This is a genomic window from Enterobacter sp. ENT03, from assembly GCF_019218745.1.
Lineage (GTDB): Bacteria > Pseudomonadota > Gammaproteobacteria > Enterobacterales > Enterobacteriaceae > Enterobacter_D.
The window spans coordinates 374,802-398,817 of record NZ_JAHUXA010000001.1 but is presented as its reverse complement, the minus strand read 5'-3'; the positions used below and the strand labels follow the sequence as shown (position 1 = coordinate 398,817).

Sequence of the window (24,016 nt, the reverse complement as noted above, 5' to 3'; positions counted from 1 at the left end):
AATGAAGTATTTACTGACGGCACAGGAAGCGCGGGTGATCGGTTGCCTGCTGGAAAAACAGGTCACCACCCCCGAACAGTACCCGCTGTCGCTGAATGCCGTGGTCACCGCCTGCAATCAGAAAACCAACCGCGAGCCGGTGATGTCGCTGGACGATAACACCGTACAGGATCTGCTCGATGAACTGGTGAAACGCCACTTTCTGCGCACCGTCAGCGGTTTCGGCAATCGCGTTACCAAATATGAGCAGCGCTTTTGCAACTCTGAATTTGGCAATCTCAAATTCAGCCCGGCAGAACTGGCGCTGGTCACTACGCTGCTGTTGCGCGGTGCACAAACGCCGGGTGAACTGCGCATGCGCGCTGCCAGGATGCATGAGTTTACTGATATGGCGGAAGTGGAGTCGACACTGGAGACGCTCGCCAGCCGTGAAGACGGGCCGTTCGTGGTGCGTCTGGAACGCGAACCGGGCAAACGGGAGAGCCGCTTTATGCATCTGTTTAGCGGTGATGTTGAAGGTGACGCCAGCGCACCACCGCAGGCGGAGCCGTCCAGCGACGGTTTAACGGCCCGCGTGGAGGCACTGGAAAACGACGTCGCTGAACTGAAACAGCGTCTGGATTCATTACTCGCACATTTGGGAGATTAAGGTGAGCCGATTACGAATTGGGGTGGTGGGGCTTGGCGGCATTGCGCAAAAAGCCTGGCTGCCGGTACTGGCAGCGGCGACCGACTGGACGCTACAGGCGGCCTGGTCACCGACGCGGGAAAAAGCGCTGCCAGTATGTGAAAGCTGGCGTCTGCCCTATGCCGACTCGCTGGCGCATCTTGCCAGCCAGTGCGATGCGGTCTTTGTGCATACTTCAACCGCGTCACACTATGCGGTGGTCAGCGAGCTGTTAAACGCCGGGGTGCACGTCTGCGTCGATAAACCGCTGGCGGATAATCTTGCGGATGCCGAACGGCTGGTGGATCTGGCCGCGCGCAAAAAGCTGACGCTGATGGTCGGTTTTAACCGCCGCTTTGCGCCCTTATACCGCGATCTGAAAACCCGGCTGCAAACCGGTGCGTCGCTGCGGATGGACAAGCATCGCACCGACAGCGTTGGCCCGCACGATCTGCGTTTTACGCTGCTTGATGATTATCTGCATGTCGTGGATACCGCGCTCTGGCTGGCAGGTGGCCCGGCGCAGTTGCAGGGCGGCGTGCTGCACACCAATGACGACGGGCAGATGTGTTATGCGGAGCATCACTTCAGCCGCGATCAGTTGCAGATCACCACCAGCATGCATCGTCGCGCCGGAAGCCAGCGCGAGTCCGTGCAGGCGGTGACCGACGGCGGGCTGTATGACGTTACCGATATGCGCGACTGGCGCGAAGAGCACGGGCAGGGGGTGATTATCCGCCCGGTACCCGGCTGGCAGAGCACGCTGGAGCAGCGTGGTTTCGTGGGCTGCGCCCGTCATTTTATCGAATGCGTGCAAAATCAGACGGTTCCCGAAACCGCCGGTGAACAGGCCGTACTGGCGCAACGTGTCATTGAAAAGCTGTGGCGCGACGCGATGGTGGAGTAACCGCCCGTAACATAAGCCGGTAGTATTTCACCGCAATCCAGGTAGACTACCCGCCATACCCCCCGACGCCTGCTATGCAGGCGTTTTGCCGTCAGGTTGTGGACGAACAACGTAATGAATTTATTAAAATCGCTGGCCGCCGTCAGCTCAATGACCATGTTTTCCCGCGTGCTGGGATTTGCGCGGGACGCCATTGTGGCGCGTGTTTTTGGGGCCGGGATGGCCACCGATGCCTTTTTCGTGGCGTTCAAATTACCTAACCTGCTGCGCCGTATTTTTGCCGAAGGCGCGTTTTCCCAGGCCTTTGTGCCGATCCTCGCGGAATACAAAAGCAAGCAGGGCGAGGATGCCACCCGCGTGTTTGTTTCCTATGTGTCCGGCCTGCTGACGCTGGCGCTGGCGGTCGTGACCGTGCTGGGGATGCTGGCGGCACCCTGGGTGATCATGGTGACCGCACCGGGCTTTGCCGATACCGCCGACAAATTTGCCCTCACCTCAAAGCTGTTAACCATCACCTTCCCGTATATTCTGCTGATCTCGCTGGCCTCGCTGGCAGGGGCGATCCTCAATACCTGGAACCGTTTTTCCGTACCGGCGTTTGCGCCGACGCTGTTAAACGTCAGCATGATCGGCTTTGCGCTCTTTGCCGCGCCGTATTTTAACCCGCCGGTGCTGGCGCTGGCGTGGGCCGTCACCGTGGGGGGCGTGCTGCAACTGCTCTATCAACTGCCGCACCTGAAAAAAATCGGCATGCTGGTGCTGCCGCGCATTAACCTGCGCGATGCCGGGGCGATGCGGGTGGTCAAACAAATGGGTCCGGCTATTCTCGGCGTTTCGGTAAGCCAGATTTCGCTGATCATCAATACCATTTTCGCCTCGTTCCTGGTCTCCGGCTCCGTCTCCTGGATGTACTACGCCGACCGCCTGATGGAGTTTCCGTCCGGGGTGCTGGGCGTGGCGCTCGGCACTATTTTGCTGCCGTCGCTGTCGAGAAGTTTTGCCAGCGGCAATCATGATGAATACTGCCGTCTGATGGACTGGGGCCTGCGTCTGTGTTTCCTGCTGGCGCTGCCGAGCGCGGTGGCGCTGGGGATTCTGGCGAAACCGCTCACCGTGTCATTATTCCAGTACGGTAAATTTAACGCCTTCGATGCGCTGATGACCCAGCGCGCGCTGGTGGCCTATTCTGTGGGGCTGATGGGGCTTATCGTCGTGAAAGTGCTGGCACCGGGCTTCTACTCCCGCCAGGACATTAAAACGCCGGTAAAAATCGCTATCGTCACGCTGATCATGACTCAGGTGATGAACCTGATGTTTATCGGCCCGCTGAAACACGCCGGTCTGTCGCTGTCGATTGGTCTGGGCGCATGCCTGAATGCGTCGTTGCTCTACTGGCAACTGCGTAAGCAGAACATCTTTACGCCGCAGCCGGGCTGGACGCGCTTTCTGCTGCGTCTGGTGGTAGCGGTGGTGGTGATGTCAGCGGCACTGGTGGGCATGATGATGGTGATGCCGGAATGGTCGCAGGGCACCATGGTCTGGCGGCTGCTGCGTCTGCTGGCGGTCGTGGTGGTCGGCGTCATCGCGTATTTCGCCACGCTTGCGGCACTGGGCTTTAAGGTGAAAGAGTTTGCCCGTAAAACGGCCTAGATCACTGAAAAAAAGAAACAACAACAGGGAGTCCATGGACTCCCTGCCTGTAACCGTCACGCCTGGGGTAACGATTAGATAGAAATCTTCTTGCCGCCGCGCATCGTAGAGGACGTCTGTCCGTTGGCCCCGTATAACCCTGGCTCCTGATGCGGTTTGAGCACCTCGAGCGCTTGCTGGTTACGGATAATCTGGCCTTCAAGCAACCAGCCGTTGTGCTGATTGAGATCGCGCAAATGCTCGGTTTTCGCGGTGATGGACTGCCAGCGCTCTGCAACATCATCATTCGACGCGCGTCTGGCATTCTGCTCAGCACGGCGCTGTTGCTCCAGATAATCCAGCGTGGCGAGCAACGAGCTCTTTTCTTCCGTAATGCGCTGTAACGCGCTGCCATTGAAGTGGCCTGCGGAAAGTTGCTGTTGCTCAGCATCCATCACGGTCTTCAGATCGTTCAGGATAACTGTCATTTTATCCAGTATTTCTGACAGTTGGCTCATACGCTTATTTACTCTGTAAGAAACTCTGTGCTTCCTGAATCAGCGCATCGGCAATTTTGCCGGTGTCCATTTTCAGCTCGCCATTGCGGATCGCGGCTTTCAGGCTTTCTACGCGCTCTACATTAATATCGTCGTTACCGGACTGAACCAGACGCGCCTGGGCGCTGCTGATGGTCACGTTAGTGCTGTTAGCGGTTACGGTTTTTTCCAGACGCGCTTTTGGTGCCTGAGTCTCGTTACTTTCGCGCTGTTGGACAGTGTTCACCGGCTTCAGGGGCGATGTACGATCAATGCTCATAGTGTGGTCCTCATCGAGGTTTTGCGGCGCAGGCGCCTGCCATTCATCATATGTTGATTATTTATCGGCAGATGCCGCAAATTCTTTAAAGAATTATAGATTAATAAGAATATTCCCATCAGGACCGACCATCCCGCTCACCACCTGGCCTGACGCCATGCGAACCCTGGCGCTTTGCGCGACGGCTGCGTTATTCATGGCCTGACCTTCACCGTTAACGCTAAAGCCGTCACCCTGCGCGATAACCTGCACTTTTTGACCGGCTTTAATACGCCACGCCTGACGCAGCATCGACAGCTGGATCGCCTGGCCTGGCGCGACATCGCGTAAACTTACCGCATCCTGCGCCTGATTAATATCCAGCATGGTGCGCGGCGGTAATTGATCGAGACGACCGCGGGTCAGGGTGACGTTGCCCGGTTGCAGCGTACTGCCCCGGGTAATGGGCTGCGCGGCAACCACATAGTTACCCGTCGCCTGCACCTGCACCTGCACGTAACGTTTTTCATTAGCGCATTGCGCCAGCACGTTGACGTTACCCCACAGTTTAGCACTGCCCGCCACGCTGAGCGCCGGTTGCTCGCAGGCTGGCAGCAGATTCGGTGCGCTGCGGATCTTCACCACCACATCATCGCTAAAGCCCGCCAGACGCTGGGCGAAGAACGCCGTCAGCTGCGCATTGAGATCGGCCGCCAGCAACGACGGACTTAAAAACAGTAAGGTCGCGGCTAAACCGCCTTTCAGGTTGTTCATCGCAGACTCCTGCCTGTTTAAAGAATGACGAGATTCTACCCGCACAACAAATCTATCAACGCAATAAATAGCGACGCATTTTGCGCTTATTCAGACGATGACGCATGGACAACGCCCTTTAAGCTGTCACCTGTCAATTTATCATCAGCGTAATGTCATCAGCGGGGGAGACATGCTCGATAAACTCGATGCCGCGCTACGTTTTCAACAGGAAGCGTTAAATCTGCGCGCGCAGCGCCAGGAAGTTCTGGCGGCGAACATTGCCAACGCCGATACCCCAGGGTATCAGGCGCGCGATATGGATTTCAGCAGTGAACTCAAAAAGGTGATGGAACGCGGTCGTGCTGAATCTACCGGCGTTGCGCTGGAGCTAACCTCTGCCCGCCATATTCCGGCTCAGGCAATGACAGCGCCATCTGCCGATTTGCTGTACCGCATCCCGGACCAGCCTTCCATGGACGGCAACACCGTGGATATGGACCGTGAACGTACACAATTCGCCGATAACACCCTGAAGTACCAGACCGGCCTGACCGTTCTGGGTGGGCAAATCAAAGGCATGATGAGCGTATTGCAGGGGGGGAATTAATAGATGGCGTTACTGAACATTTTTGATATTGCCGGTTCAGCGATGACCGCCCAGTCCAAACGTCTGAACGTGGCGGCCAGTAACCTGGCCAACGCCGACAGCGTGACCGGACCGGATGGTCAGCCTTACCGCGCAAAGCAGGTGGTATTTCAGGTGGATGCGGCTCCGGGCGCGGCCACGGGTGGGGTGAAAGTGTCCGAGGTGATTGAAAGCCAGGCCCCGGACAAACTGGTGTATGAGCCGGGCAACCCCCTTGCAGATGCAAAAGGGTACGTGCGTATGCCGAACGTGGATGTGGTAGGGGAAATGGTCAACTCCATGTCCGCCTCCCGCAGCTACCAGGCCAACGTCGAAGTGCTTAACACCGTCAAGAGCATGATGCTCAAGACCCTTACACTCGGCCAGTAAAGGAGCAAGGCATGTCTGTTTCCGTCAATGTTAATGACACTTCCAGCGCCACCGGTACGTCGGCCCTTACGGGCAACAGTTCACTCACCGGTAATAAAGCAGAAGATTTACAGGGCAGCTTTTTAACGCTGCTGGTCGCACAGCTGAAAAACCAGGATCCGACCAATCCGATGCAGAACAACGAACTGACCACGCAGCTGGCGCAAATCAGCACCGTGAGCGGGATTGAAAAGCTGAATACCACGCTCGGCTCGATCTCCGGTCAGCTCAATAACAGCGCCTCATTGCAGGCCAGTACGCTCATCGGTCATGGCGTCATGATCCCCGGTACCACGGTGCTGGCGGGTAAAGAAACCACCACGCCGTTTGGCGTGGAACTCCAGCAGGCTGCCGAGAAAGTCACCGCCACCATCAAGGATAAAAACGGCGTGGTGGTGCGCACCATCGAGATTGGCGCGCTGAAAGCGGGCGTTCACAGCTTTAGCTGGGATGGCAAGCTGACCGACGGTACGGCAGCGCCGGACGGTTCTTATAACGTGGCGATCAACGCCAGCAATGGTGCAACGCAGCTGGTTGCACAACCCTTACAGTTTGCGCTGGTGCAGGGTGTTACCCGCGGCAGCAACGGCAACTTATTAGATTTGGGTACTTACGGTACCACCACACTCGACGAAGTACGGCAGATTATCTAAGCCTTCATTTATCAGGAGTAAGACATGGCCTTTTCACAAGCGGTCAGCGGCCTGAATGCTGCGGCCACCAACCTCGATGTCATCGGTAACAACATCGCCAACTCCGCCACTTACGGCTTTAAATCTGGCGCTGCGTCCTTCGCTGACATGTTTGCTGGTTCTAAAGTTGGTCTGGGCGTAAAAGTTGCGGGCATTACCCAGGACTTTACCGACGGTACCACGACCAATACCGGTCGCGGCCTGGACGTGGCAATCAGCCAGAACGGTTTCTTCCGTCTGGTGGACAACAACGGTTCGGTTTATTACAGCCGTAACGGACAGTTCAAACTGGATTCCGATCGTAACATCGTTAACATGCAGGGTCTGCAACTGACCGGCTACCCGGCAACCGGTACGCCGCCAACCATTCAGCAGGGTGCGAACCCGACGGCGATCTCCGTGCCGAATACGCTGATGTCGGCGAAAACCACCACCACTGCGGCGATGCAGATCAACCTGAACTCGTCTGACAAACTGCCTACCGTGGGAACCTTTGATCCGACTAACGCCGATTCCTATAACAAAAAAGGATCGGTGACGGTATTTGACTCTCAGGGTAATGCGCATGACATGAACCTGTATTACGTCAAAAACTCAGACAATACCTGGCAGGTGTACACGCAGGATTCCTCTGCGGGTGGCACGCCGACGTCTGCGGGTTTCTTGCGTTTCGATACCAACGGTAACCTGCAGGGTGTTAGCCCGGCGGCCAACACCGCCGTACCGGTACCGCCGGCTGCACCATGGCCAAAAGAAATCAACGTGACCACCGGTACGCTGAACGGTGCGGTCCCGGCGACCTTCTCGCTGAGCTTCCTGAACTCCATGCAGCAGAACACCGGTTCTAACAACATCGTGGCGACCAGCCAGAACGGTTACAAGCCGGGCGACCTGGTGAGCTACCAGATCAACGATGACGGCACTGTGGTAGGTAACTACTCCAACGAACAGACCCAGCTGTTAGGTCAGATCGTGCTGGCGAACTTTGCCAACAATGAAGGCCTGCAGTCTGAAGGTGACAACGTCTGGTCCGCCTCCGGCGCATCCGGTGTGGCGCTGCTGGGTACCGCAGGCACCGGTAACTTCGGTTCCCTGACTAACGGTGCGCTGGAGTCCTCGAACGTTGACCTGAGTAAAGAGCTGGTGAACATGATCGTCGCGCAGCGTAACTATCAGTCGAACGCGCAGACCATCAAAACTCAGGATCAGATCCTCAACACGCTGGTTAACCTGCGCTAAACGTCTGACGGGATGGCTTCATGGATCACGCAATATATACCGCGATGGGCGCGGCAAGTCAGACGCTCAATCAGCAGTCTGTTACCGCCAGCAACCTCGCCAACGCGTCAACACCGGGTTTTCGCGCGCAGTTGAATGCGCTGCGTGCCGTACCGGTTGAAGGTTTGTCACTGCCGACGCGTACGCTGGTGACGGCGTCCACGCCGGGTGCTGACATGACGCAAGGTCAACTCGACTACACGTCGCGTCCGCTGGATGTGGCGTTGCAGCAGGATGGCTGGCTGGCGGTGCAGACACCGGACGGGACCGAAGGGTATACCCGTAACGGTAACATGCAGGTCAACCCGGCAGGTCAGCTGACTATCCAGGGTAATCCGGTCATGGGCGACGGTGGCCCGATTGCCGTGCCGGAAGGCGCGGAGATCACCATCGCTGCCGACGGCACCGTATCGGCGCTGACGCCGGGCGATCCGCCGAATACCATTTCACCCATTGGCCGTCTGAAGCTGGTGAAAGCCGAAGGCAGCGAAGTGGTGCGTGGTGACGACGGGATGTTCCGTTTAAGCCAGGCGGCGCAGGCGACCCGCGGCGCGACCTTACAGGCCGACCCGACCATCCGTGTGATGTCCGGCGTGCTGGAAGGCAGTAACGTGAAACCGGTAGCGGCAATGGCCGACATGATCGCCAGCGCGCGGCGTTTTGAGATGCAAATGAAGGTGATCAGCAGCGTTGACGAAAACGACCAGCGGGCTAACTCACTGTTGTCAATGAGCTAATAACCCCTTCATTCTTCACGTTGCAGGTGCGTTGGCTGCCTTCGTTCACCCCAGTCACTTACTTATGTAAGCTCCTGGGGATTCGCTCAGTTGCCGCCTTCCTGCAACGCGAATTATTTGGGGTATAAACAGGAACACCCATGATCAACTCATTATGGATTGCCAAGACCGGCCTTGATGCCCAGCAAACCAATATGGACGTTATCGCCAACAACCTGGCAAACGTCAGCACTAACGGTTTTAAGCGTCAGCGCGCGGTCTTTGAAGACTTGCTCTACCAGACCATTCGTCAGCCGGGGGCGCAATCCTCCGAACAGACGACGCTGCCGTCAGGCTTGCAGATTGGTACCGGTGTACGTCCGGTCGCCACTGAGCGCCTGCACAGCCAGGGTAACCTGTCGCAGACCAACAACAGCAAAGACGTGGCGATCAAAGGCCAGGGTTTCTTCCAGGTGATGCTGCCGGATGGAACCGCCGCCTATACGCGCGATGGTTCGTTCCAGGTCGATCAGAATGGTCAGTTAGTGACGGCGGGTGGTTTCCAGGTTCAGCCTGCGATCACCATTCCGGCAAACTCCCTGAGCATCACCATTGGCCGTGACGGTGTGGTCAGCGTGACTCAACAGGGCCAGGCTGCGCCGGTGCAGGTCGGTCAGCTTAACCTGACAACCTTCATGAACGACACCGGTCTGGAAAGTATTGGTGAGAACCTCTACACCGAAACCCAGTCCTCTGGCGCGCCAAATGACACCACGCCAGGCCTCAACGGCGCGGGTCTGCTGTATCAGGGTTATGTTGAAACCTCTAACGTCAACGTGGCGGAAGAGCTGGTGAACATGATCCAGGTTCAGCGCGCGTATGAAATTAACAGTAAAGCCGTATCGACGACCGATCAGATGCTGCAAAAACTGACGCAACTCTAAGGCGTGATCCGGTGCGGTAACCCTGCACCGGCACCCTGTTTTTGAAGATGAAAGCAATGTACAAAACCGCCGCGTTTCGTTATCCGCTTCTGGCTCTGCTGGCTACGTCCCTTAGTGGGTGTGCTTTGATCCCTTCGACACCGCTGGTGCAAGGGGCGACCACCGCACAACCGACGCCTGGCCCGGCCCCGATTGTGAATGGCTCTATTTATCAGACGGCGCAGCCTGTGAACTACGGCTACCAGCCGCTGTTTGAGGACCGACGTCCACGTAACGTTGGCGATACGCTGACCATCGTGCTGGCGGAAAACGTCAGCGCCAGCAAAAGCTCCTCAGCGAATGCCAGCCGTGACGGCAAAACCAGCTTCGGCGTCGATACCGCCCCTCGCTATCTGCAAGGTTTATTCGGTAACGCCCGTGCGGATGTTGATGCGGACGGCAGCAACAGCTTTAACGGCAAAGGCGGCGCTAACGCCAGCAATACCTTTAGCGGCACGTTAACCGTCACCGTCGATCAGGTACTGGTCAATGGCAATTTACACGTTGTGGGTGAAAAACAGATCGCCATCAATCAGGGTACTGAATTCATCCGCTTCTCTGGTGTCGTGAACCCACGCACCATCAGCGGCAGTAACTCGGTTCCGTCTACCCAGGTGGCAGACGCGCGTATCGAATATGTGGGCAATGGCTACATAAACGAAGCGCAGAATATGGGCTGGCTGCAGCGTTTCTTCCTTAATTTATCGCCGATGTAACTGAGGTATCCCATGTTTAAATCTCTGCTTGGTATAGCGCTGGTGCTGGTGGCAACTTTTGCCCAGGCGGAGCGTATCCGGGATCTCACCAGCGTACAGGGCGTACGACAAAACTCCTTAATCGGCTACGGGCTGGTAGTGGGTCTGGATGGGACGGGTGACCAGACGACCCAGACGCCGTTCACCACCCAGAGCCTGAACAACATGCTCTCGCAGATGGGCATCACCGTCCCGCCGGGCACCAACATGCAGCTGAAAAACGTGGCGGCCGTGATGGTCACCGCGCAGTTGCCGCCGTTTGCCCGTCAGGGGCAGAACATCGATGTGGTGGTGTCATCGCTCGGTAACGCCAAAAGCTTACGTGGCGGTACGCTGGTGATGACCCCGCTGAAAGGCGTGGACAGCCAGGTGTATGCGCTGGCACAGGGTAACGTGCTGGTCGGCGGCGCCGGTGCAGCGGCCGGTGGCAGCAGCGTGCAGGTGAACCAGCTGAACGGCGGGCGCATTACCGGCGGCGCGGTGGTTGAGCGTGAACTGCCGAGCCAGTTCGGCGCGGGCAATACCATTAACCTGCAACTGAATAACGAAGATTTCACCCTCGCGCAGCAGATCACCGACACCATTAACCGCTCCCGTGGCTACGGCAGCGCGACGGCGCTGGATGCCCGGACCGTGCAGATCCGCGTACCGGCGGGCAACAGTTCACAGGTGCGCTTCCTGGCGGATATTCAGAACATGGAAATCAGCATGACGCCGCAGGACGCGAAGATTGTTATCAACTCGCGTACCGGATCCGTGGTGATGAACCGCGAAGTGACCCTCGACAGCTGTGCGGTAGCGCAGGGTAACCTCTCCGTGACCGTAAACCGTCAGGCGAACGTCAGCCAGCCGGATACGCCGTTTGGCGGCGGTCAGACGGTGGTGACGCCGCAGACGCAAATCGATCTGCGCCAGAGCGGTGGTGCGCTGCAAAGCGTACGCTCCAGTGCCAACCTGAACAGCGTGGTGCGTGCACTGAATGCGCTGGGCGCAACGCCGATGGATCTGATGTCCATCCTGCAATCAATGGAAAGCGCGGGTTGCCTGCGCGCGAAACTGGAAATCATCTAATGTTGACCGACAGCCGACTGGCGGCGAGCGCGGCATGGGATGCGCAATCGCTGAATGAACTGAAATCCAAAGCCGGGCAGGATCCTGCGGCGAACCTTCGCCCCGTGGCCCGCCAGGTGGAAGGGATGTTTGTACAGATGATGCTCAAAAGCATGCGTGAAGCCTTGCCGAAAGACGGCCTGTTCAGCAGCGACTCCTCGCGCATGTACACCAGCATGTATGACCAGCAAATCGCCCAGCAGATGACCGCCGGCAAAGGCCTTGGCCTTGCCGATATGATGGTCAAACAGATGGGCGGCGAGCAGGCTGCACAGCCGACGGCATCGGAACCGGATCAGGTGCCAATGAAATTCCCGCTGGAAACGGTCACCACCTATCAAAACCAGGCCCTGACGCAGATGGTGCGCAAGGCCATGCCGAAAGCGCCGGACGTCAACGACGAGCCGCTGACCGGCGACAGCAAAGACTTCCTCGCACAGCTTTCGCTGCCGGCGCGTCTTGCCAGCCAGCAAAGCGGCGTGCCGCATCACCTGATCCTCGCCCAGGCGGCGCTGGAATCCGGCTGGGGCCAGCGGCAGATCCGTCGTGAAAACGGCGAGCCGAGCTTCAATATCTTCGGCGTGAAGGCCACCTCCAACTGGAAAGGGCCGGTGACGGAAATCACCACCACCGAATTCGAAAACGGTGAAGCGAAAAAGGTGAAAGCGAAGTTCCGCGTTTACAGCTCGTATCTGGAGGCGCTGTCGGATTATGTGGGCGTGCTGACCCGCAATCCGCGCTATGCCGCCGTGACCACCGCGGCCACCGCTGAGCAGGGCGCACAGGCGTTGCAAAGCGCCGGGTATGCCACCGATCCGAACTATGCCCGCAAACTGACCGGCATGATCCAGCAGATGAAAGCGATGGGTGAGAAGGTGAGCAAAGCGTACAGCAACGATATTGAAAATCTGTTCTGAAACCTCTCAAGTTCAGAAAGGCGTTGCCGATAATCTCTATCAGGATTCATGTCTGACAGTTTATAAGGAACCTCCATGTCCAGCTTGATCAACAGCGCCATGAGCGGGCTTACCGCAGCTCAGGCTGCACTGAATACCGCCAGTAATAACATCTCCAGTTATAACGTGGCGGGCTATACCCGTCAGACGACGGTCCTTGCGGCAGCGAACAGTACGCTGGGCGCGGGCGGCTGGAGTGGCAACGGCGTGTATGTGTCGGGCGTCCAGCGTGAATACGATTCGTTCATCACTAACCAGTTGCGCGCAGCGCAAACCCAGAGCAGCGGCCTGACCACGCGCTATCAGCAGATGTCAAAAATTGACGATATGCTCTCCGGGAAAACCAACACGCTGTCGGCAACGCTGCAGGATTTCTTCACCAGCTTACAGACGCTGACCAGCAATGCCGAAGATCCGGCTGCCCGTCAGACGCTGCTGGGTAAAGCCGATGGCCTGGTGAACCAGTTCAAGGTTACCGATGAATATCTGCGCGACCAGGATAAGCAGGTTAACCTGTCTATTACCTCCAGCGTCGATCAAATCAATAATTACACCACGCAGATCGCCACCCTTAACGATCAGATTTCCCGTCTGACCGGCGTGGGTGCGGGCGCATCGCCTAATGATCTACTCGATCAGCGCGACCAGCTGGTCAGCGAGCTGAACAAGATTGTCGGTGTGGAAGTGAGCGTGCAGGATGGCGGCACCTATAACCTGACGATGGCGAACGGCTATACGCTGGTGCAGGGCAGCAATTCCCGTCAGCTGGCCGCTGTGCCGTCTTCCGCCGATCCGGCACGTACCACTGTCGCTTACGTTGATGCCACCGCGGGCAACGTTGAGATCCCGGAAAAACTGCTCACCAGCGGTTCACTGGGTGGGCTGCTGACCTTCCGGTCCACCAATCTCGATCAGACCCGCAACACGCTGGGACAGCTGGCGCTGAGCTTTGCAGATGCGTTCAACACTCAGCATAAAGCCGGTTTTGACGGGAATGGCGATGCGGGTACCGATTTCTTTAACATCGGCAGCCCGACGGCGCTGAGCAACAGCAAGAATACTACCGGCACGACGTTGAACCCGACGGTCAGCGACAGCACCAAAGTGCAGGCTACCGATTATAAAGTGGCATACACCAGCACTGGCTGGCAGGTAACGCGGCTGTCCGATAACACCGCGTTTAACGTTACCCCGGACACCACCGATGGCACGCTGAACTTTGATGGTCTGAAGATCAACGTGAGCGGTACCGCAGCGGTTAACGACAGTTTCACTGTCAAACCGGTAACCAATGCCATCGTTAACATGAAGCTGGCGATCACCGACGAATCCAAAATCGCCCTTGCGCAAACCGCCGATGGCGGCGCCAGCGATAACCGTAACGGTCAGGCGCTGCTGGATCTGCAAAAAAGCAAAGTGGTGGGCGGCAACAAAACCTTTAACGATGCTTACGCCTCGCTGGTCAGTACCGTTGGCAGCAGCACCGCGACGCTGAAAACCAGCAGCACCACCCAGAACAACGTAGTGACGCAGTTAAGCAATCAGCAGCAGTCCATTTCTGGCGTCAACCTTGATGAAGAGTACGGCAACCTGCAACGCTACCAGCAATATTATCTCGCCAACGCACAGGTATTGCAGACAGCCAGCACGCTGTTTGATGCGTTGCTGAACATACGCTAAGTAAGAGGTGAATGATGCGTATTAGTACCCAGATGATGTATGACCAGAACATGCGGGGCATTACCAACTCGCAGAGTGAATGGCTGAAGTACGGCGAGCAAATGTCCACCGAGCAGCGTGTGAACCGTCCGTCGGACGATCCGATCGCGGCATCGCAGGCGGTTGTGGTTTCTCAGGCGCAGGCGCAGAACAACCAGTACGCGCTGGCCCGTACCTTTGCATCGCAGAAAATTTCGCTGGAAGATAACATTCTGGGTCAGGTAGCAACAGCTATTACCTCCGCCCAGACCAAAGTTATCAACGCCGGCAATGACTCCTTAAGTGATGATGACCGGGCATCGCTGGCGACCGATTTGCAGGGGATCCGCGATCAGCTGATGAACCTGGCGAACAGCACCGACGGCAATGGTCGTTATATTTTTGCCGGCTACAAGACCGATAAACCGGCGTTTGACGCCGCCACCGGCCTGTATGATGGCGGTGATGAGTCGATCAGCCAGCAGGTTGACGCTGCCCGTACCATGACCATCGCTCATACTGGTAAGCAGGTTTTCAATAGTTTAACGGGCAATGCTGTAGCTGAACCTCCGGGATCTACCCAGGAAACCAACCTGTTTAAAATGCTGGATACCGCGATTGCCGCCCTGAAAACGCCGGTCAGCGGCGATGAAACCGCTCAGGCCACCGCTAAAGAAGCGCTGGATAAAACCAACCGCGGTCTGCGCAACTCGCTGAACAACGTGTTAAGCGTGCGCGCGGAAGTGGGTACGCAGCTCGATGAGCTGGATAAACTGGATTCACTGGGCAGCGATCGTAAATTAGGTTTATCGTCGCAGATGAGCGCGCTGGTGGACGTGGACTGGAGTTCGGCGATTTCGTCCTACACCATGAAACAGGCCGCACTGCAGGCGTCGTATAAAACCTTTAGCGATATGCAGGGTATGTCGTTATTCCAGATGAACCGCTAAGAGCAGTTATGCAAAAAAGCCCGCGCTGTCATGAGCGCGGGCTTTTTTTTGCCGTTTTACGGCTGCGTCTGGATCTGCGTGCGGGTAGCCCCGGCGCTTAAGCGAATCGCCAGTGCGATGGCGCCGCAGACGGTGGCGAGCGCGACCACGGCAGGCCAGCCGGCCATGGAGTACACTTTACTGCCGATTGCCGAACCTGCCGCCATCCCGATAAACACCACGGTAAACAGCAGGGCATTCAGTCGGCCGCGGGCCTTCGGCTCCAGGCTGTACACCAGATTCTGGTGCGCCACCAGGCTTGACTGCAAACCTAAGTCAAAACCAATGGCCGACAGGGCGATGACCGCTAATTGTGCTTCGGTGGATAGCTGCGGCATGACAAACATCAGGGCAAAGGCGAGGGTGACCAGCAGGGCGCCTAACTGGGTAACCCGCGCGGCACCCACTTTATCTGCCAGCCCCCCGGCCAGCGGCGCGGCTAACGCACCGGCGGCCCCGGCGATACCAAAGGTGCCCGCCACCGCACTGCCAAGGTGATAGTGCTCCAGCAGCATCACCGCCAGCGTAGACCAGAACGCGCTGAACGAAACAGACAGGAACCCCTGCGCCAGCGCCGCACGGCGCAACGTCGGGTAGCGCTGCCACAGGTGCGCCATGGATTTCATCAGCGCCGGATAGCTCAGGGTTGAATGCACAGCAAAACGCGGCAGTACACACCACATCACCACGCCAATAAACGCAATGCTGGCCGCGGCAAGCTGGTACATCACCCGCCAGCCAAAGGCCGCACCGACAACGCCGCTGACGGTACGGGACAGCAGGATCCCCAGCAGCAGGCCGGTCATCACGGTGCCGACGGTTTTGCCCTGTTTCCCTTCCGGCGCGAGGATGGCGGCGGCGGGAACAATATCCTGCGCCATGGTGGCGGCCATGCCGATCAGCAGGCTGACCAGCAGCAGTGTGTTCAGCCCGGAGGCGAGGCTACAGGCCAGCAATAACACCGCCAGCGCACCGCTTTTTAGCAGGATCAGGGTACGGCGATCGTGACGGTCACCCAGTGGCAGCAGGAACAAAATCCCCAGCGCATAACCTGCCTGGGTCAGCGTCGGCACCAGCCCCATACCGTTGATGGTGAGATGCAGGTCGCTGCCCATCAGCGGCAGCAGAGGCTGCGCGTAGTAGATCGCCGCAACGCTAAAGCCCGCGCCGAGAGCAAGTATGAAGATTAACCAGCGTGGGACGTCAAAAAGGGGAGCATGACCGTTCATATTCGTTTCCTCAATAAGGTGTAGGGCCATTTTTCCCGATTGTGAGGTGGCACGGTAGCCCGCGCAGTGGTAAAACGGTTATACGTTAAACGTATAGGTATAAAGGCCATGAAACGCGCAGAACGTATAGACCGGGTGGATCTGATGCGGACCTTTGTGCGCATCGTCGAGAGCGGCTCGCTTTCCGCCGCGGCCCGCCAACTGGATACCACGCAGGCCACCGTCAGCCGCCGTCTGCAGTCGCTGGAAACGCTGCTGGGCGCAAAACTGTTACTGCGCACCACTCATGCCATGAAGCTGACCGATGACGGGGAACGCTGCTATCAGCATGCCAAACATGTCATCGATGCCTGGACGACGCTGGAAGATGAGCTAAGCCTCGCCGGAGATGAGCCGGTGGGGATGCTGCGGGTGCGTGCGCCTCATGCCTTTGGTCAGGAGCAACTGCTGGCGCCGCTGACGCAGTTTTTGCAGCAGCACCCGAAGCTGTCGGTGGAGTGGTTTCTGAACGATAAGAGCGTCGATTTTCTCAGCGATAATATTGATTGCGCGATCCGCGTCGGGGCCGAGGTGGATCCGGCTACGGTGTCCGTCCTGCTGGCGGAAGTCCCCCGTCGGGTGGTTGCCGCGCCCGCGTTACTGGCACAGTATCCGCCAGTGCAGACCCCGCAACAGCTGGCTGCGTTGCCATGGATAGCACTTAGCACCTTTTATCAGCATGAAGTGGTGCTGGCTGATCGACAGGGCGTGGTGGAGCATATTTCTATTACGCCAAGACTGTATACCGACAGTCTCTATGCCACGCGTAATACCGCCCTGACCGGGCTGGGGGCGGCGGTGGTGTCTGGCTGGACGGTGGAAGAGGACATCCGCACCGGGCGGCTGGTGGAGCTGCTACCCGACTGGCAGCCTGCCCCCTTGCCGGTGCACCTGGTTTATCCCTGGGCGCGTTATTATCCGGCGCGTTTGCGGGCGTTTTTAGCCCTGATGCGTGATGTCATGCCGGGGGTGGCGGGAATGCGCGTGCCGGGTGGGTAAGCGGGATAATTCTGCTACGTGAGACATAAAAAAAGCCGACCCTGAGGTCGGCTTTTTTACACAGGCTGAGATTTACTCAGGCTGCTGCGGGCGGGTAGCCGGTGCCGTCGCGTGATGCGTTGCACTGTGACCACCTGCGGCACCTTTACCGCTGAACTCAAACGTCGGGCGAACCCAGTCGCTGTGACGCGGTGCTTCCGGGGTGTATTCCGGCGCTGGTGCGCGGGTCATCGGCGCGCTGACAGCATGCGTAGCCGCATGAGCGATTACCGGCTCAACCGCAGGGGCAGGGGCCGCCGCTGGCGTCACCGCTTCCGGCGCGGCAACAACAGGTGCAACCGGCTCCGCTTTCACGTCTTCTGCTTCTACTGGCTGAGCGACTGGCGCGGCAACGTCTTCCACGTTGGTGCTTTCCGTGTCAGCAACCGGCTCAGCGGCAGCAATGATTTCCTGCGCGACAGGTTCATCGGCATTGTCAATCAGCTGCGGCTGGGCTTCAACCGGGGCGGCAATCGCTTCCGGATGGGTGGTTTCCACAGCAACAGGCTCTGGCGCGCTGACCGGGGTCTGCGGCTCGACAACCTGCGGCTCAGCAGGGGTCGTTTCCTGTACCGCTTCCGGCTGTTGGTCAGCAGTGGCAACCGGTAATACGGTTTGCTCGATCTGCTCTGCAATTACCTCAACCGGCGCGTTATCGACGATGGCCTCTTCCTGCACTGGCTCAACGCTCTGCGCCACCGGATAACGGATCCACACTTTACCGGACGCCATTTCTGGCGAGGCGCAGGCCACGGTCATCGGCATCGGTGACTGGGTCGGGTAGCGCTCGTCACGGTAACGACGACGGCGCTGACCGCTAACGCGCAGGTGACGCGGTGAACGACGTGAGCGACGCGGCATACCCGCATTATCACGTGATTCAGTCGTTTCTTCCTGCTCGGCACTCTGTTCCGTTACCGCCGGCAGATCCACTTTCGCGATCTCGATGCGGGCCACAGGTGCGTCCTGAACCGGGGCATCCGTTGCGGCTTCGGTTACTACCGGAGCAGTTTCACCATAGCGAACTTTCTGGCTCAGCTGACGCTGTTTGCGGCGCGGCAGCGTCTGTACGCGTTCTTCCTGCTCAACATCCTGCTCAGGCTGTGCTTGCGGCAGCGGCTCGTCGCCGTTAAGCACTTTGACTTCCTGCTGCGACTGGCGCTTATCGTCGTTACGACGACGGTTACGCTCGCGGCGGGACTGCTGCTGTTCGTCACGGGATTTGGATTTATCCGCATCGTCAACCGCGGCAACCGGCTGGCGATTTTCACGCGCTTCCGAGTTCTGCGGCTGCTTCTCGCGACGGTTACGACGGTTGTCTTCGCGGCCTTCACGATTATCACGGTTGTCACGGTTCTCGCGACCTTCGCGGTTGTCGTTACCCTCGTTGCGATCGCGATTATCGCGATTGTCACGGCGGTCGTTACGATCGTTACGGTCACGACGATTGTTCTGACGTGGTTTACGACGATCCTGTGAACGATCCTGCTTCACGTCTTTTACGTCTGCTTCGTCTTTAACTTCCGCGGGCTTAGCCGGCTCGTCATCAGCAAACAGTTTTTTCAGTGCGCCGACAATGCGGCTGAACAGACCCGGTGCAGCGGTTTCAGACGTCGGCGTTACCGCAGGCTTATCAGCTGGTGCTGCGGCAGCAGGCGCGGCTTCTGGCGCTGGCGGAATTTCCGGCATTGCGAAGGTGGCCAGTGCCGGTTGTTCCGGCTGCTTGCGCTCGGCGTACTCTTCTTCAGACGGCATCGCCATCGCTTCTTCGTGCAGTTTCGGCAGCTTGTAGCTCAGCGTGGAGGTTTCTTCACCTTTACGCACGCGCAGCACGGAGTAGTGCGGAGTTTGCATCTGATCGTTGGGCACGATCACGCATTTAATGCCGCCCTGACGCGCTTCAATGGCGCTTACCGCTGCACGTTTTTCGTTCAGCAGATAAGAGGCAATCGGCACCGGAACGATAGCGTGAACTTCCTGGGTATTCTCTTTCAGCGCTTCTTCTTCAATCAGACGCAAAATAGAGAGCGACAGGGATTCGTTATCACGAATGGTCCCCGTACCGCTACAGCGCGGGCAGACGTGATGGCTGGATTCACCCAGCGACGGGCTCAGACGCTGACGGGACATCTCCAGCAGGCCGAAGCGCGAAATATGGCTGATCTGAATACGCGCACGATCCTGACGCACCGCTTCACGCAGACGGTTTTCTACCGCGCGCTGGTGGCGAACTGGCGTCATGTCGATGAAGTCGATAACGATCAGGCCGCCGAGGTCACGCAGACGCAGCTGGCGGGCAATTTCATCGGCCGCTTCAAGGTTAGTGTTGAACGCGGTTTCTTCAATGTCGCCGCCGCGGGTTGCACGCGCGGAGTTGATGTCGATGGCGGTCAATGCTTCGGTGGAATCGATAACAATAGAGCCACCGGACGGTAGACGTACTTCACGCTGGAATGCGGATTCAATCTGCGATTCGATCTGGTAATGGCTGAACAGCGGGATTTCACCGGTGTACAGTTTGATTTTGCTGCTGAAATCAGGGCGACCCAGCGCAGAAATGTGCTGACGCGCCATCTCCATCACTTTCGGGTTATCGATGAGGATTTCACCGATGTCCTGACGCAGGTAATCGCGGAAGGCGCGCACAATCACGTTGCTTTCCTGATGGATCAGGAACGGGGCAGGGCGGCTTTCAGCGGCTTTCTGGATGGCTTCCCAGTGCTTCATTCGGAAGCTGAGATCCCATTGCAGCGCTTCGGCTGATTTACCCACACCCGCGGTGCGAACAATCAGACCCATGCCGTCCGGCAGTTCAAGACTGGCCAGCGCTTCTTTTAATTCGGTACGATCATCGCCTTCAATGCGACGAGAGATGCCTCCCGCGCGCGGGTTGTTCGGCATCAGGACCAGGTAGCTCCCGGCAAGACTGATAAAGGTGGTTAATGCCGCACCTTTGTTGCCGCGCTCTTCTTTGTCGATCTGTACAATGACTTCCTGGCCTTCGCGCAGCACATCTTTGATGTTCGGACGACCATGGGAATTGTAATTAGAAGGGAAGTATTCGCGGGCAATCTCTTTGAGAGGTAAAAAGCCATGGCGTTCAGCACCGTAGTCTACGAATGCGGCTTCCAGGCTCGGTTCAATGCGGGTGATTTTGCCTTTGTAGATGTTCGCTTTTTTCTGTTCATGTCCAGGACTTTCAATATCCAGGTCGTACAGACGCTGCCCATCAACAAGGGCGACACGCAACTCTTCTTGCTGAGTTGCGTTGATTAACATTCTTTTCATCGTAACTTACTCATTATTCTTACATTGACGACTAAGCTACGGGCAGAGTATCGCCTTTCCGGGTGTGAACCGATGGCCTCGTGTCTGTTCACGTCGCCAACCTCACGGTTGTCGCACGCTTAAGAGGCGCAGAGTGTCGGTTGCCTGTATTTCATACGGAAAAACAGCGCAATTATTCGGGGAACAGCCTGGGAAAACTCTCCAGAGAAGATTCCGTCTACCGGTAAGGACTGCAACCCGCAGCCCGCTAACTGCCTGAACGATCAATACGTCTTACGCCATTGCTGCGTTGATGAACGAACGGACAAAATTGGTGATTCCGTAAAATTCATTGTTATAACAAGCTTGAACACGGAAAGCGTAAACATTATTCCTTGCTAACCCTGTTATAGCAAGATGACTTTTACCATTTATCACCCGGTTACTCACAGTTTTTTCACCGCTGCTTCGCGATTGTTCTAAAAGCCATCAAAAAGCATAACGATGCGTAAACCCTACCGGGTAATCATAAATATAAGCATATAAAAATGAGTGGCGCTATTCGGCGTGGATATTTAGAATCGCCAACCATGAAAACAGAGACTCCAGCCGTAAAAATGGTTGCTATTTCGGCTGACGAAGCCGGGCAACGAATCGATAACTTTTTGCGTACCCAGTTGAAAGGGGTGCCGAAGAGCATGATTTACCGCATTCTGCGTAAAGGTGAAGTGCGGGTGAATAAAAAACGCGTGAAGCCGGAATACAAACTGGAGGATGGCGATGAAATCCGCATCCCACCAGTGCGCGTTGCTGAACGTGACGAAGAGGCTGTATCGCCCCATCTGCAAAAAGTGGCGGCGCTGACGGAGGCCATTCTTTATGAGGATGACCATATTCTGGTGCTGAATAAACCGTCCGGTACTGCCGTACACGGCGGAAGCGGTCTGAGCTTTGGCGTGATCGAAGGTTTGCGCGCGCTGCGCCCGGAAGCCCGCTTCCTGGAGCTGGTGCACCGCCTTGACCGCGACACGTCCGGCGTACTGCTGGTGGCCAAAAAACGCTCGGCGCTGCGCTCGCTGCATGAGCAGTTGCGCGAGAAGGGCATGCAGAAGGATTATCTGGCGCTGGTGCGCGGTCAGTGGCAGTCGCATGTGAAAGTGGTGCAGGCGCCGCTATTGAAAAATATTCTGCAGAGCGGCGAACGTATTGTACGTGTCAATCAGGAGGGCAAACCCTCTGAGACGCGCTTCAAAGTGGAAGAGCGATTTGAGCACGCCTCGCTGGTGCGCTGCAGCCCGGTGACCGGACGTACGCATCAGATCCGCGTTCATACGCAATATGCCGGGCATCCTATCGCCTTTGATGATCGGTATGGCGATCGCGATTTCGATCGCCAGCTTGCCGGTACCGGTCTGAACCGTCTGTTCCTGCACGCTGCAGCGCTGAAATTTACCCATCCCAATACGGGTGAGGTGATCCGTATCGAAGCGCCGCTGGACGATCAGCTTAAGCGCTGCCTGCAGCTATTACGTAACGCGAAGTAATACCCGACGGGACGAGGGGCTCAGGGCGTAAGCCATTTATCGAGCCACGGATAAACCTCGTCCTGCTGCTGCTGATAAAAAACATGCCCCAGCGCAGGCCAGCTCTTCGTGATCAATTTGTCATCAGCGTTTTGTGAAGCCCAGACTTTACGGGCTTTGGCGAAGGCATCTTCCACCGCCTGCGGTGGAAATAACTTATCTTTACCGCCGCTGAAAATCAGCATCGGCCTGGGTGCAGCGATACTGGCAATATCGGGAATGTCGAGGTGGGCTGGCATACCGGGGTGAAGCATGTAAAAGGCGGATTGACCGCGCAGTACGTTGTTGCCGGGCTGCATCAGGCCATCGTAGGTACCGAACCACGAAATTACCGCAGTGGCTGCGACGTTTTCGGAAAGCGCGGCCAGTTGCCAGGCGCGAAAACCGCCCATCGAAAATCCTAGTACGCCAATGCGCTGACGATCGACGTTATCCAGCGTGGTCAGGAAATCGACGGTGCGCATATCTTCATAGGCCATTTCACCTGCCAGCGAGCGCCCCAGGTTGAAATAATTGCTCGCCAGCGCCTGTTGCTGTTCGTAGACCATTGGACCACGTTCGCCCCAGCCTGTGCTGTCGATAGCAATGACCACGTAACCACGTGTAGCCAGTTCATCGCCAGGAAAACGTCCACTAAAAAACTTATCAGACCAGGCTTGTGCGCTGGCGAGCGTTGCGGCATCACCCCACGGACGGATCACCTTTTCTTTGCCAATATCAAATTTTGAACCGTGATCGTGCAGAACAACCACTGCCGGATGAGGCCCTGCTGATTTGGGGACCAGCATCAGCGCATTGATCCGGTTGTCATCAGTAATATTGAGGGCAATTTTGCGGGCAATGTAGCTGCCGCGATCCTGTTCGGAGAGCGTTTGCGGTTCAAAAGCTTTATGTGAATCAGGGGTCAGCAGCGCGCTGCGCAATAGTTGGCGGGCATGGCTTTGCCAGCGAGGGAAATCACTGAAGTGACCAGACAGCCATGCATCCGGGTAGGTCATCTGCGCTTTCAGTTGAGCAACATTGGCGGGCAGATTACCTTCAATAATGCCATGCGTCGGATTATCTGCCGCCATTACGGGAAAGCTGGTAGCACATAACATCAGTGCCAAAAATGTGTTAGCCGTGTTATTCATCACCCACCTTTAAAATAAAACATCGTTTTAAAATTGCAGGTGATGAATTTTAGAGTAAACCAGGGATCAAACTGTGATCGTTAAGGCATTAATATAATAATGGATTGCTGTTTTCACGACGCAGCATTTGGCAGAGCGCAATCAACGGCAGACCTACCAACGTATTCGGATCGCGCCCTTCAAGTCGATCAAAAAGCGTGATGCCCAGGCCTTCGCTTTTGAAGCTTCCGGCGCAATTGAGCGGGTGCTCTTTACGCAAGTAGTCGCTGATCTCCTGCTCACTCAGATGACGGAAATGCACATCAAACGGCTCGCATTCGGTTTGCAGGTGACCGGTCGCGGAATTATAAAGCGCGAGGCCCGTGTAAAATGTCACGACATTGCCACGCGCTTTCATCAACTGATTAAAGGCATTTTCTTCGGTCAGCGGTTTGCCGGTAATTTCACCATCCAGTACGCAGACCTGATCGGAACCGATAATAAGATGCGCCGGGTAGCGCTCAGCAAGGGATTGGGCTTTCGCTTGCGCCAGGCGCAACACCAGATGACGCGGCGTTTCGCCCGCGTTTGGTGTTTCGTCAACACCAGGAGCCGCACACTCAAACGGCATGCCGATTTTCTCCAGCAGGGCGCGACGATAAGGCGAAGTGGAAGCGAGTACGAGATTTGGCATATTTTTTCCACCTTTTATATAGCGTAACCATGTCAGGCATTTTAAACTAGAGGCCGCAATGTGTGCGAA

The 24,016-nt window shown here is 57.0% G+C and carries 23 protein-coding genes; 16 read left to right on the top strand and 7 right to left on the bottom strand.

Annotation, left to right across the window (positions count from 1 at the left end):
- The first annotated feature begins 1 nt into the window (after nt 1).
- The 3 genes from KW828_RS01945 to murJ all read left to right on the top strand — a co-directional run bounded on the left by KW828_RS01945 (nt 2) and on the right by murJ (nt 3,224).
- Nucleotides 2-649, top strand: coding sequence for a YceH family protein (locus KW828_RS01945; protein WP_218334751.1), 648 nt, complete (start codon nt 2-4; stop codon nt 647-649).
- 1 nt (nt 650) lies between these two features.
- A complete protein-coding gene (locus KW828_RS01940) occupies nt 651-1,574 on the top strand; it encodes a Gfo/Idh/MocA family protein (protein ID WP_218334750.1) in 924 nt (307 codons plus the stop codon).
- Between the two features lie 114 nt (nt 1,575-1,688).
- On the top strand, nt 1,689-3,224 hold the full coding sequence (murJ, locus tag KW828_RS01935) for a murein biosynthesis integral membrane protein MurJ (RefSeq protein WP_218334749.1): 1,536 nt from the start codon (nt 1,689-1,691) through the stop codon (nt 3,222-3,224).
- A gap of 74 nt (nt 3,225-3,298) precedes the next feature.
- On the opposite strand, the gene flgN is transcribed toward murJ, so the two are convergent.
- The 3 genes from flgN to flgA all read right to left on the bottom strand — a co-directional run bounded on the left by flgN (nt 3,299) and on the right by flgA (nt 4,772).
- Complete coding sequence (flgN, locus tag KW828_RS01930; RefSeq protein ID WP_218334748.1) at nt 3,299-3,721, bottom strand: flagella biosynthesis chaperone FlgN; 423 nt, start codon at nt 3,719-3,721, stop codon at nt 3,299-3,301.
- 4 nt (nt 3,722-3,725) lie between these two features.
- Complete coding sequence (flgM, locus tag KW828_RS01925) at nt 3,726-4,019, bottom strand: flagellar biosynthesis anti-sigma factor FlgM (RefSeq protein ID WP_218334747.1); 294 nt, start codon at nt 4,017-4,019, stop codon at nt 3,726-3,728.
- Between the two features lie 93 nt (nt 4,020-4,112).
- Complete coding sequence (flgA, locus tag KW828_RS01920) at nt 4,113-4,772, bottom strand: flagellar basal body P-ring formation chaperone FlgA (protein ID WP_218334746.1); 660 nt, start codon at nt 4,770-4,772, stop codon at nt 4,113-4,115.
- A gap of 172 nt (nt 4,773-4,944) precedes the next feature.
- On the opposite strand from flgA, the gene flgB reads away from it, so the two are divergent.
- The 11 genes from flgB to flgL all read left to right on the top strand — a co-directional run bounded on the left by flgB (nt 4,945) and on the right by flgL (nt 14,946).
- Nucleotides 4,945-5,361 (top strand): flagellar basal body rod protein FlgB, encoded by a 417-nt coding sequence (gene flgB / locus KW828_RS01915; protein ID WP_088219660.1) that lies wholly within the window; start codon nt 4,945-4,947, stop codon nt 5,359-5,361.
- A gap of 3 nt (nt 5,362-5,364) precedes the next feature.
- Nucleotides 5,365-5,769, top strand: a complete 405-nt coding sequence (gene flgC / locus KW828_RS01910; protein WP_129362053.1) for a flagellar basal body rod protein FlgC — start codon at nt 5,365-5,367, stop codon at nt 5,767-5,769.
- Nucleotides 5,770-5,780: 11 nt separating this feature from the next.
- Nucleotides 5,781-6,461, top strand: coding sequence for a flagellar hook assembly protein FlgD (gene flgD / locus KW828_RS01905; protein ID WP_218334745.1), 681 nt, complete (start codon nt 5,781-5,783; stop codon nt 6,459-6,461).
- Nucleotides 6,462-6,485: 24 nt separating this feature from the next.
- Complete coding sequence (flgE, locus tag KW828_RS01900) at nt 6,486-7,739, top strand: flagellar hook protein FlgE (RefSeq protein WP_218334744.1); 1,254 nt, start codon at nt 6,486-6,488, stop codon at nt 7,737-7,739.
- Between the two features lie 20 nt (nt 7,740-7,759).
- Nucleotides 7,760-8,515 (top strand): flagellar basal body rod protein FlgF, encoded by a 756-nt coding sequence (locus tag KW828_RS01895; protein ID WP_218334743.1) that lies wholly within the window; start codon nt 7,760-7,762, stop codon nt 8,513-8,515.
- Nucleotides 8,516-8,655: 140 nt separating this feature from the next.
- Nucleotides 8,656-9,438, top strand: a complete 783-nt coding sequence (flgG, locus tag KW828_RS01890; RefSeq protein WP_072568145.1) for a flagellar basal-body rod protein FlgG — start codon at nt 8,656-8,658, stop codon at nt 9,436-9,438.
- 56 nt (nt 9,439-9,494) lie between these two features.
- Nucleotides 9,495-10,193: a flagellar basal body L-ring protein FlgH gene (locus KW828_RS01885; protein ID WP_218334742.1), complete on the top strand. Its 699-nt coding sequence runs from the start codon at nt 9,495-9,497 to the stop codon at nt 10,191-10,193.
- Between the two features lie 12 nt (nt 10,194-10,205).
- Entirely contained in the window at nt 10,206-11,303 is a 1,098-nt protein-coding gene (locus tag KW828_RS01880) for a flagellar basal body P-ring protein FlgI (protein ID WP_218334741.1), read from the top strand.
- On the top strand, nt 11,303-12,259 hold the full coding sequence (gene flgJ, locus KW828_RS01875) for a flagellar assembly peptidoglycan hydrolase FlgJ (RefSeq protein WP_218334740.1): 957 nt from the start codon (nt 11,303-11,305) through the stop codon (nt 12,257-12,259). The genes KW828_RS01880 and flgJ overlap by 1 nt, the downstream gene beginning before the upstream one ends.
- 75 nt (nt 12,260-12,334) lie before the next feature.
- The gene (flgK, locus tag KW828_RS01870) at nt 12,335-13,978 is read left to right on the top strand and encodes a flagellar hook-associated protein FlgK (RefSeq protein ID WP_218334739.1); all 1,644 of its coding nucleotides are present in this window, start codon (nt 12,335-12,337) and stop codon (nt 13,976-13,978) included.
- A gap of 14 nt (nt 13,979-13,992) precedes the next feature.
- Nucleotides 13,993-14,946, top strand: coding sequence for a flagellar hook-associated protein FlgL (gene flgL, locus KW828_RS01865; RefSeq protein ID WP_218335351.1), 954 nt, complete (start codon nt 13,993-13,995; stop codon nt 14,944-14,946).
- A 56-nt stretch (nt 14,947-15,002) separates the two neighbouring features.
- On the opposite strand, the gene KW828_RS01860 is transcribed toward flgL, so the two are convergent.
- Nucleotides 15,003-16,214 (bottom strand): MFS transporter, encoded by a 1,212-nt coding sequence (locus KW828_RS01860; RefSeq protein WP_218334738.1) that lies wholly within the window; start codon nt 16,212-16,214, stop codon nt 15,003-15,005.
- A 108-nt stretch (nt 16,215-16,322) separates the two neighbouring features.
- On the opposite strand from KW828_RS01860, the gene KW828_RS01855 reads away from it, so the two are divergent.
- Nucleotides 16,323-17,252, top strand: a complete 930-nt coding sequence (locus KW828_RS01855) for a LysR family transcriptional regulator (protein ID WP_218334737.1) — start codon at nt 16,323-16,325, stop codon at nt 17,250-17,252.
- A gap of 72 nt (nt 17,253-17,324) precedes the next feature.
- Here the strand turns inward: KW828_RS01855 and rne are convergent, their stop codons facing one another.
- A complete protein-coding gene (gene rne, locus KW828_RS01850; protein ID WP_218334736.1) occupies nt 17,325-20,579 on the bottom strand; it encodes a ribonuclease E in 3,255 nt (1,084 codons plus the stop codon).
- Nucleotides 20,580-21,148: 569 nt separating this feature from the next.
- On the opposite strand from rne, the gene rluC reads away from it, so the two are divergent.
- Nucleotides 21,149-22,102: a 23S rRNA pseudouridine(955/2504/2580) synthase RluC gene (gene rluC / locus KW828_RS01845; RefSeq protein WP_218334735.1), complete on the top strand. Its 954-nt coding sequence runs from the start codon at nt 21,149-21,151 to the stop codon at nt 22,100-22,102.
- Between the two features lie 20 nt (nt 22,103-22,122).
- Here rluC and KW828_RS01840 read toward each other — a convergent pair whose 3' ends face one another.
- Together KW828_RS01840 and KW828_RS01835 are read right to left on the bottom strand one after the other, a co-directional pair.
- Complete coding sequence (locus KW828_RS01840; protein WP_218334734.1) at nt 22,123-23,274, bottom strand: alpha/beta fold hydrolase; 1,152 nt, start codon at nt 23,272-23,274, stop codon at nt 22,123-22,125.
- An 88-nt stretch (nt 23,275-23,362) separates the two neighbouring features.
- Nucleotides 23,363-23,947 (bottom strand): nucleoside triphosphate pyrophosphatase, encoded by a 585-nt coding sequence (locus tag KW828_RS01835; RefSeq protein ID WP_218334733.1) that lies wholly within the window; start codon nt 23,945-23,947, stop codon nt 23,363-23,365.
- Between the last annotated feature and the right edge of the window lie 69 nt (nt 23,948-24,016).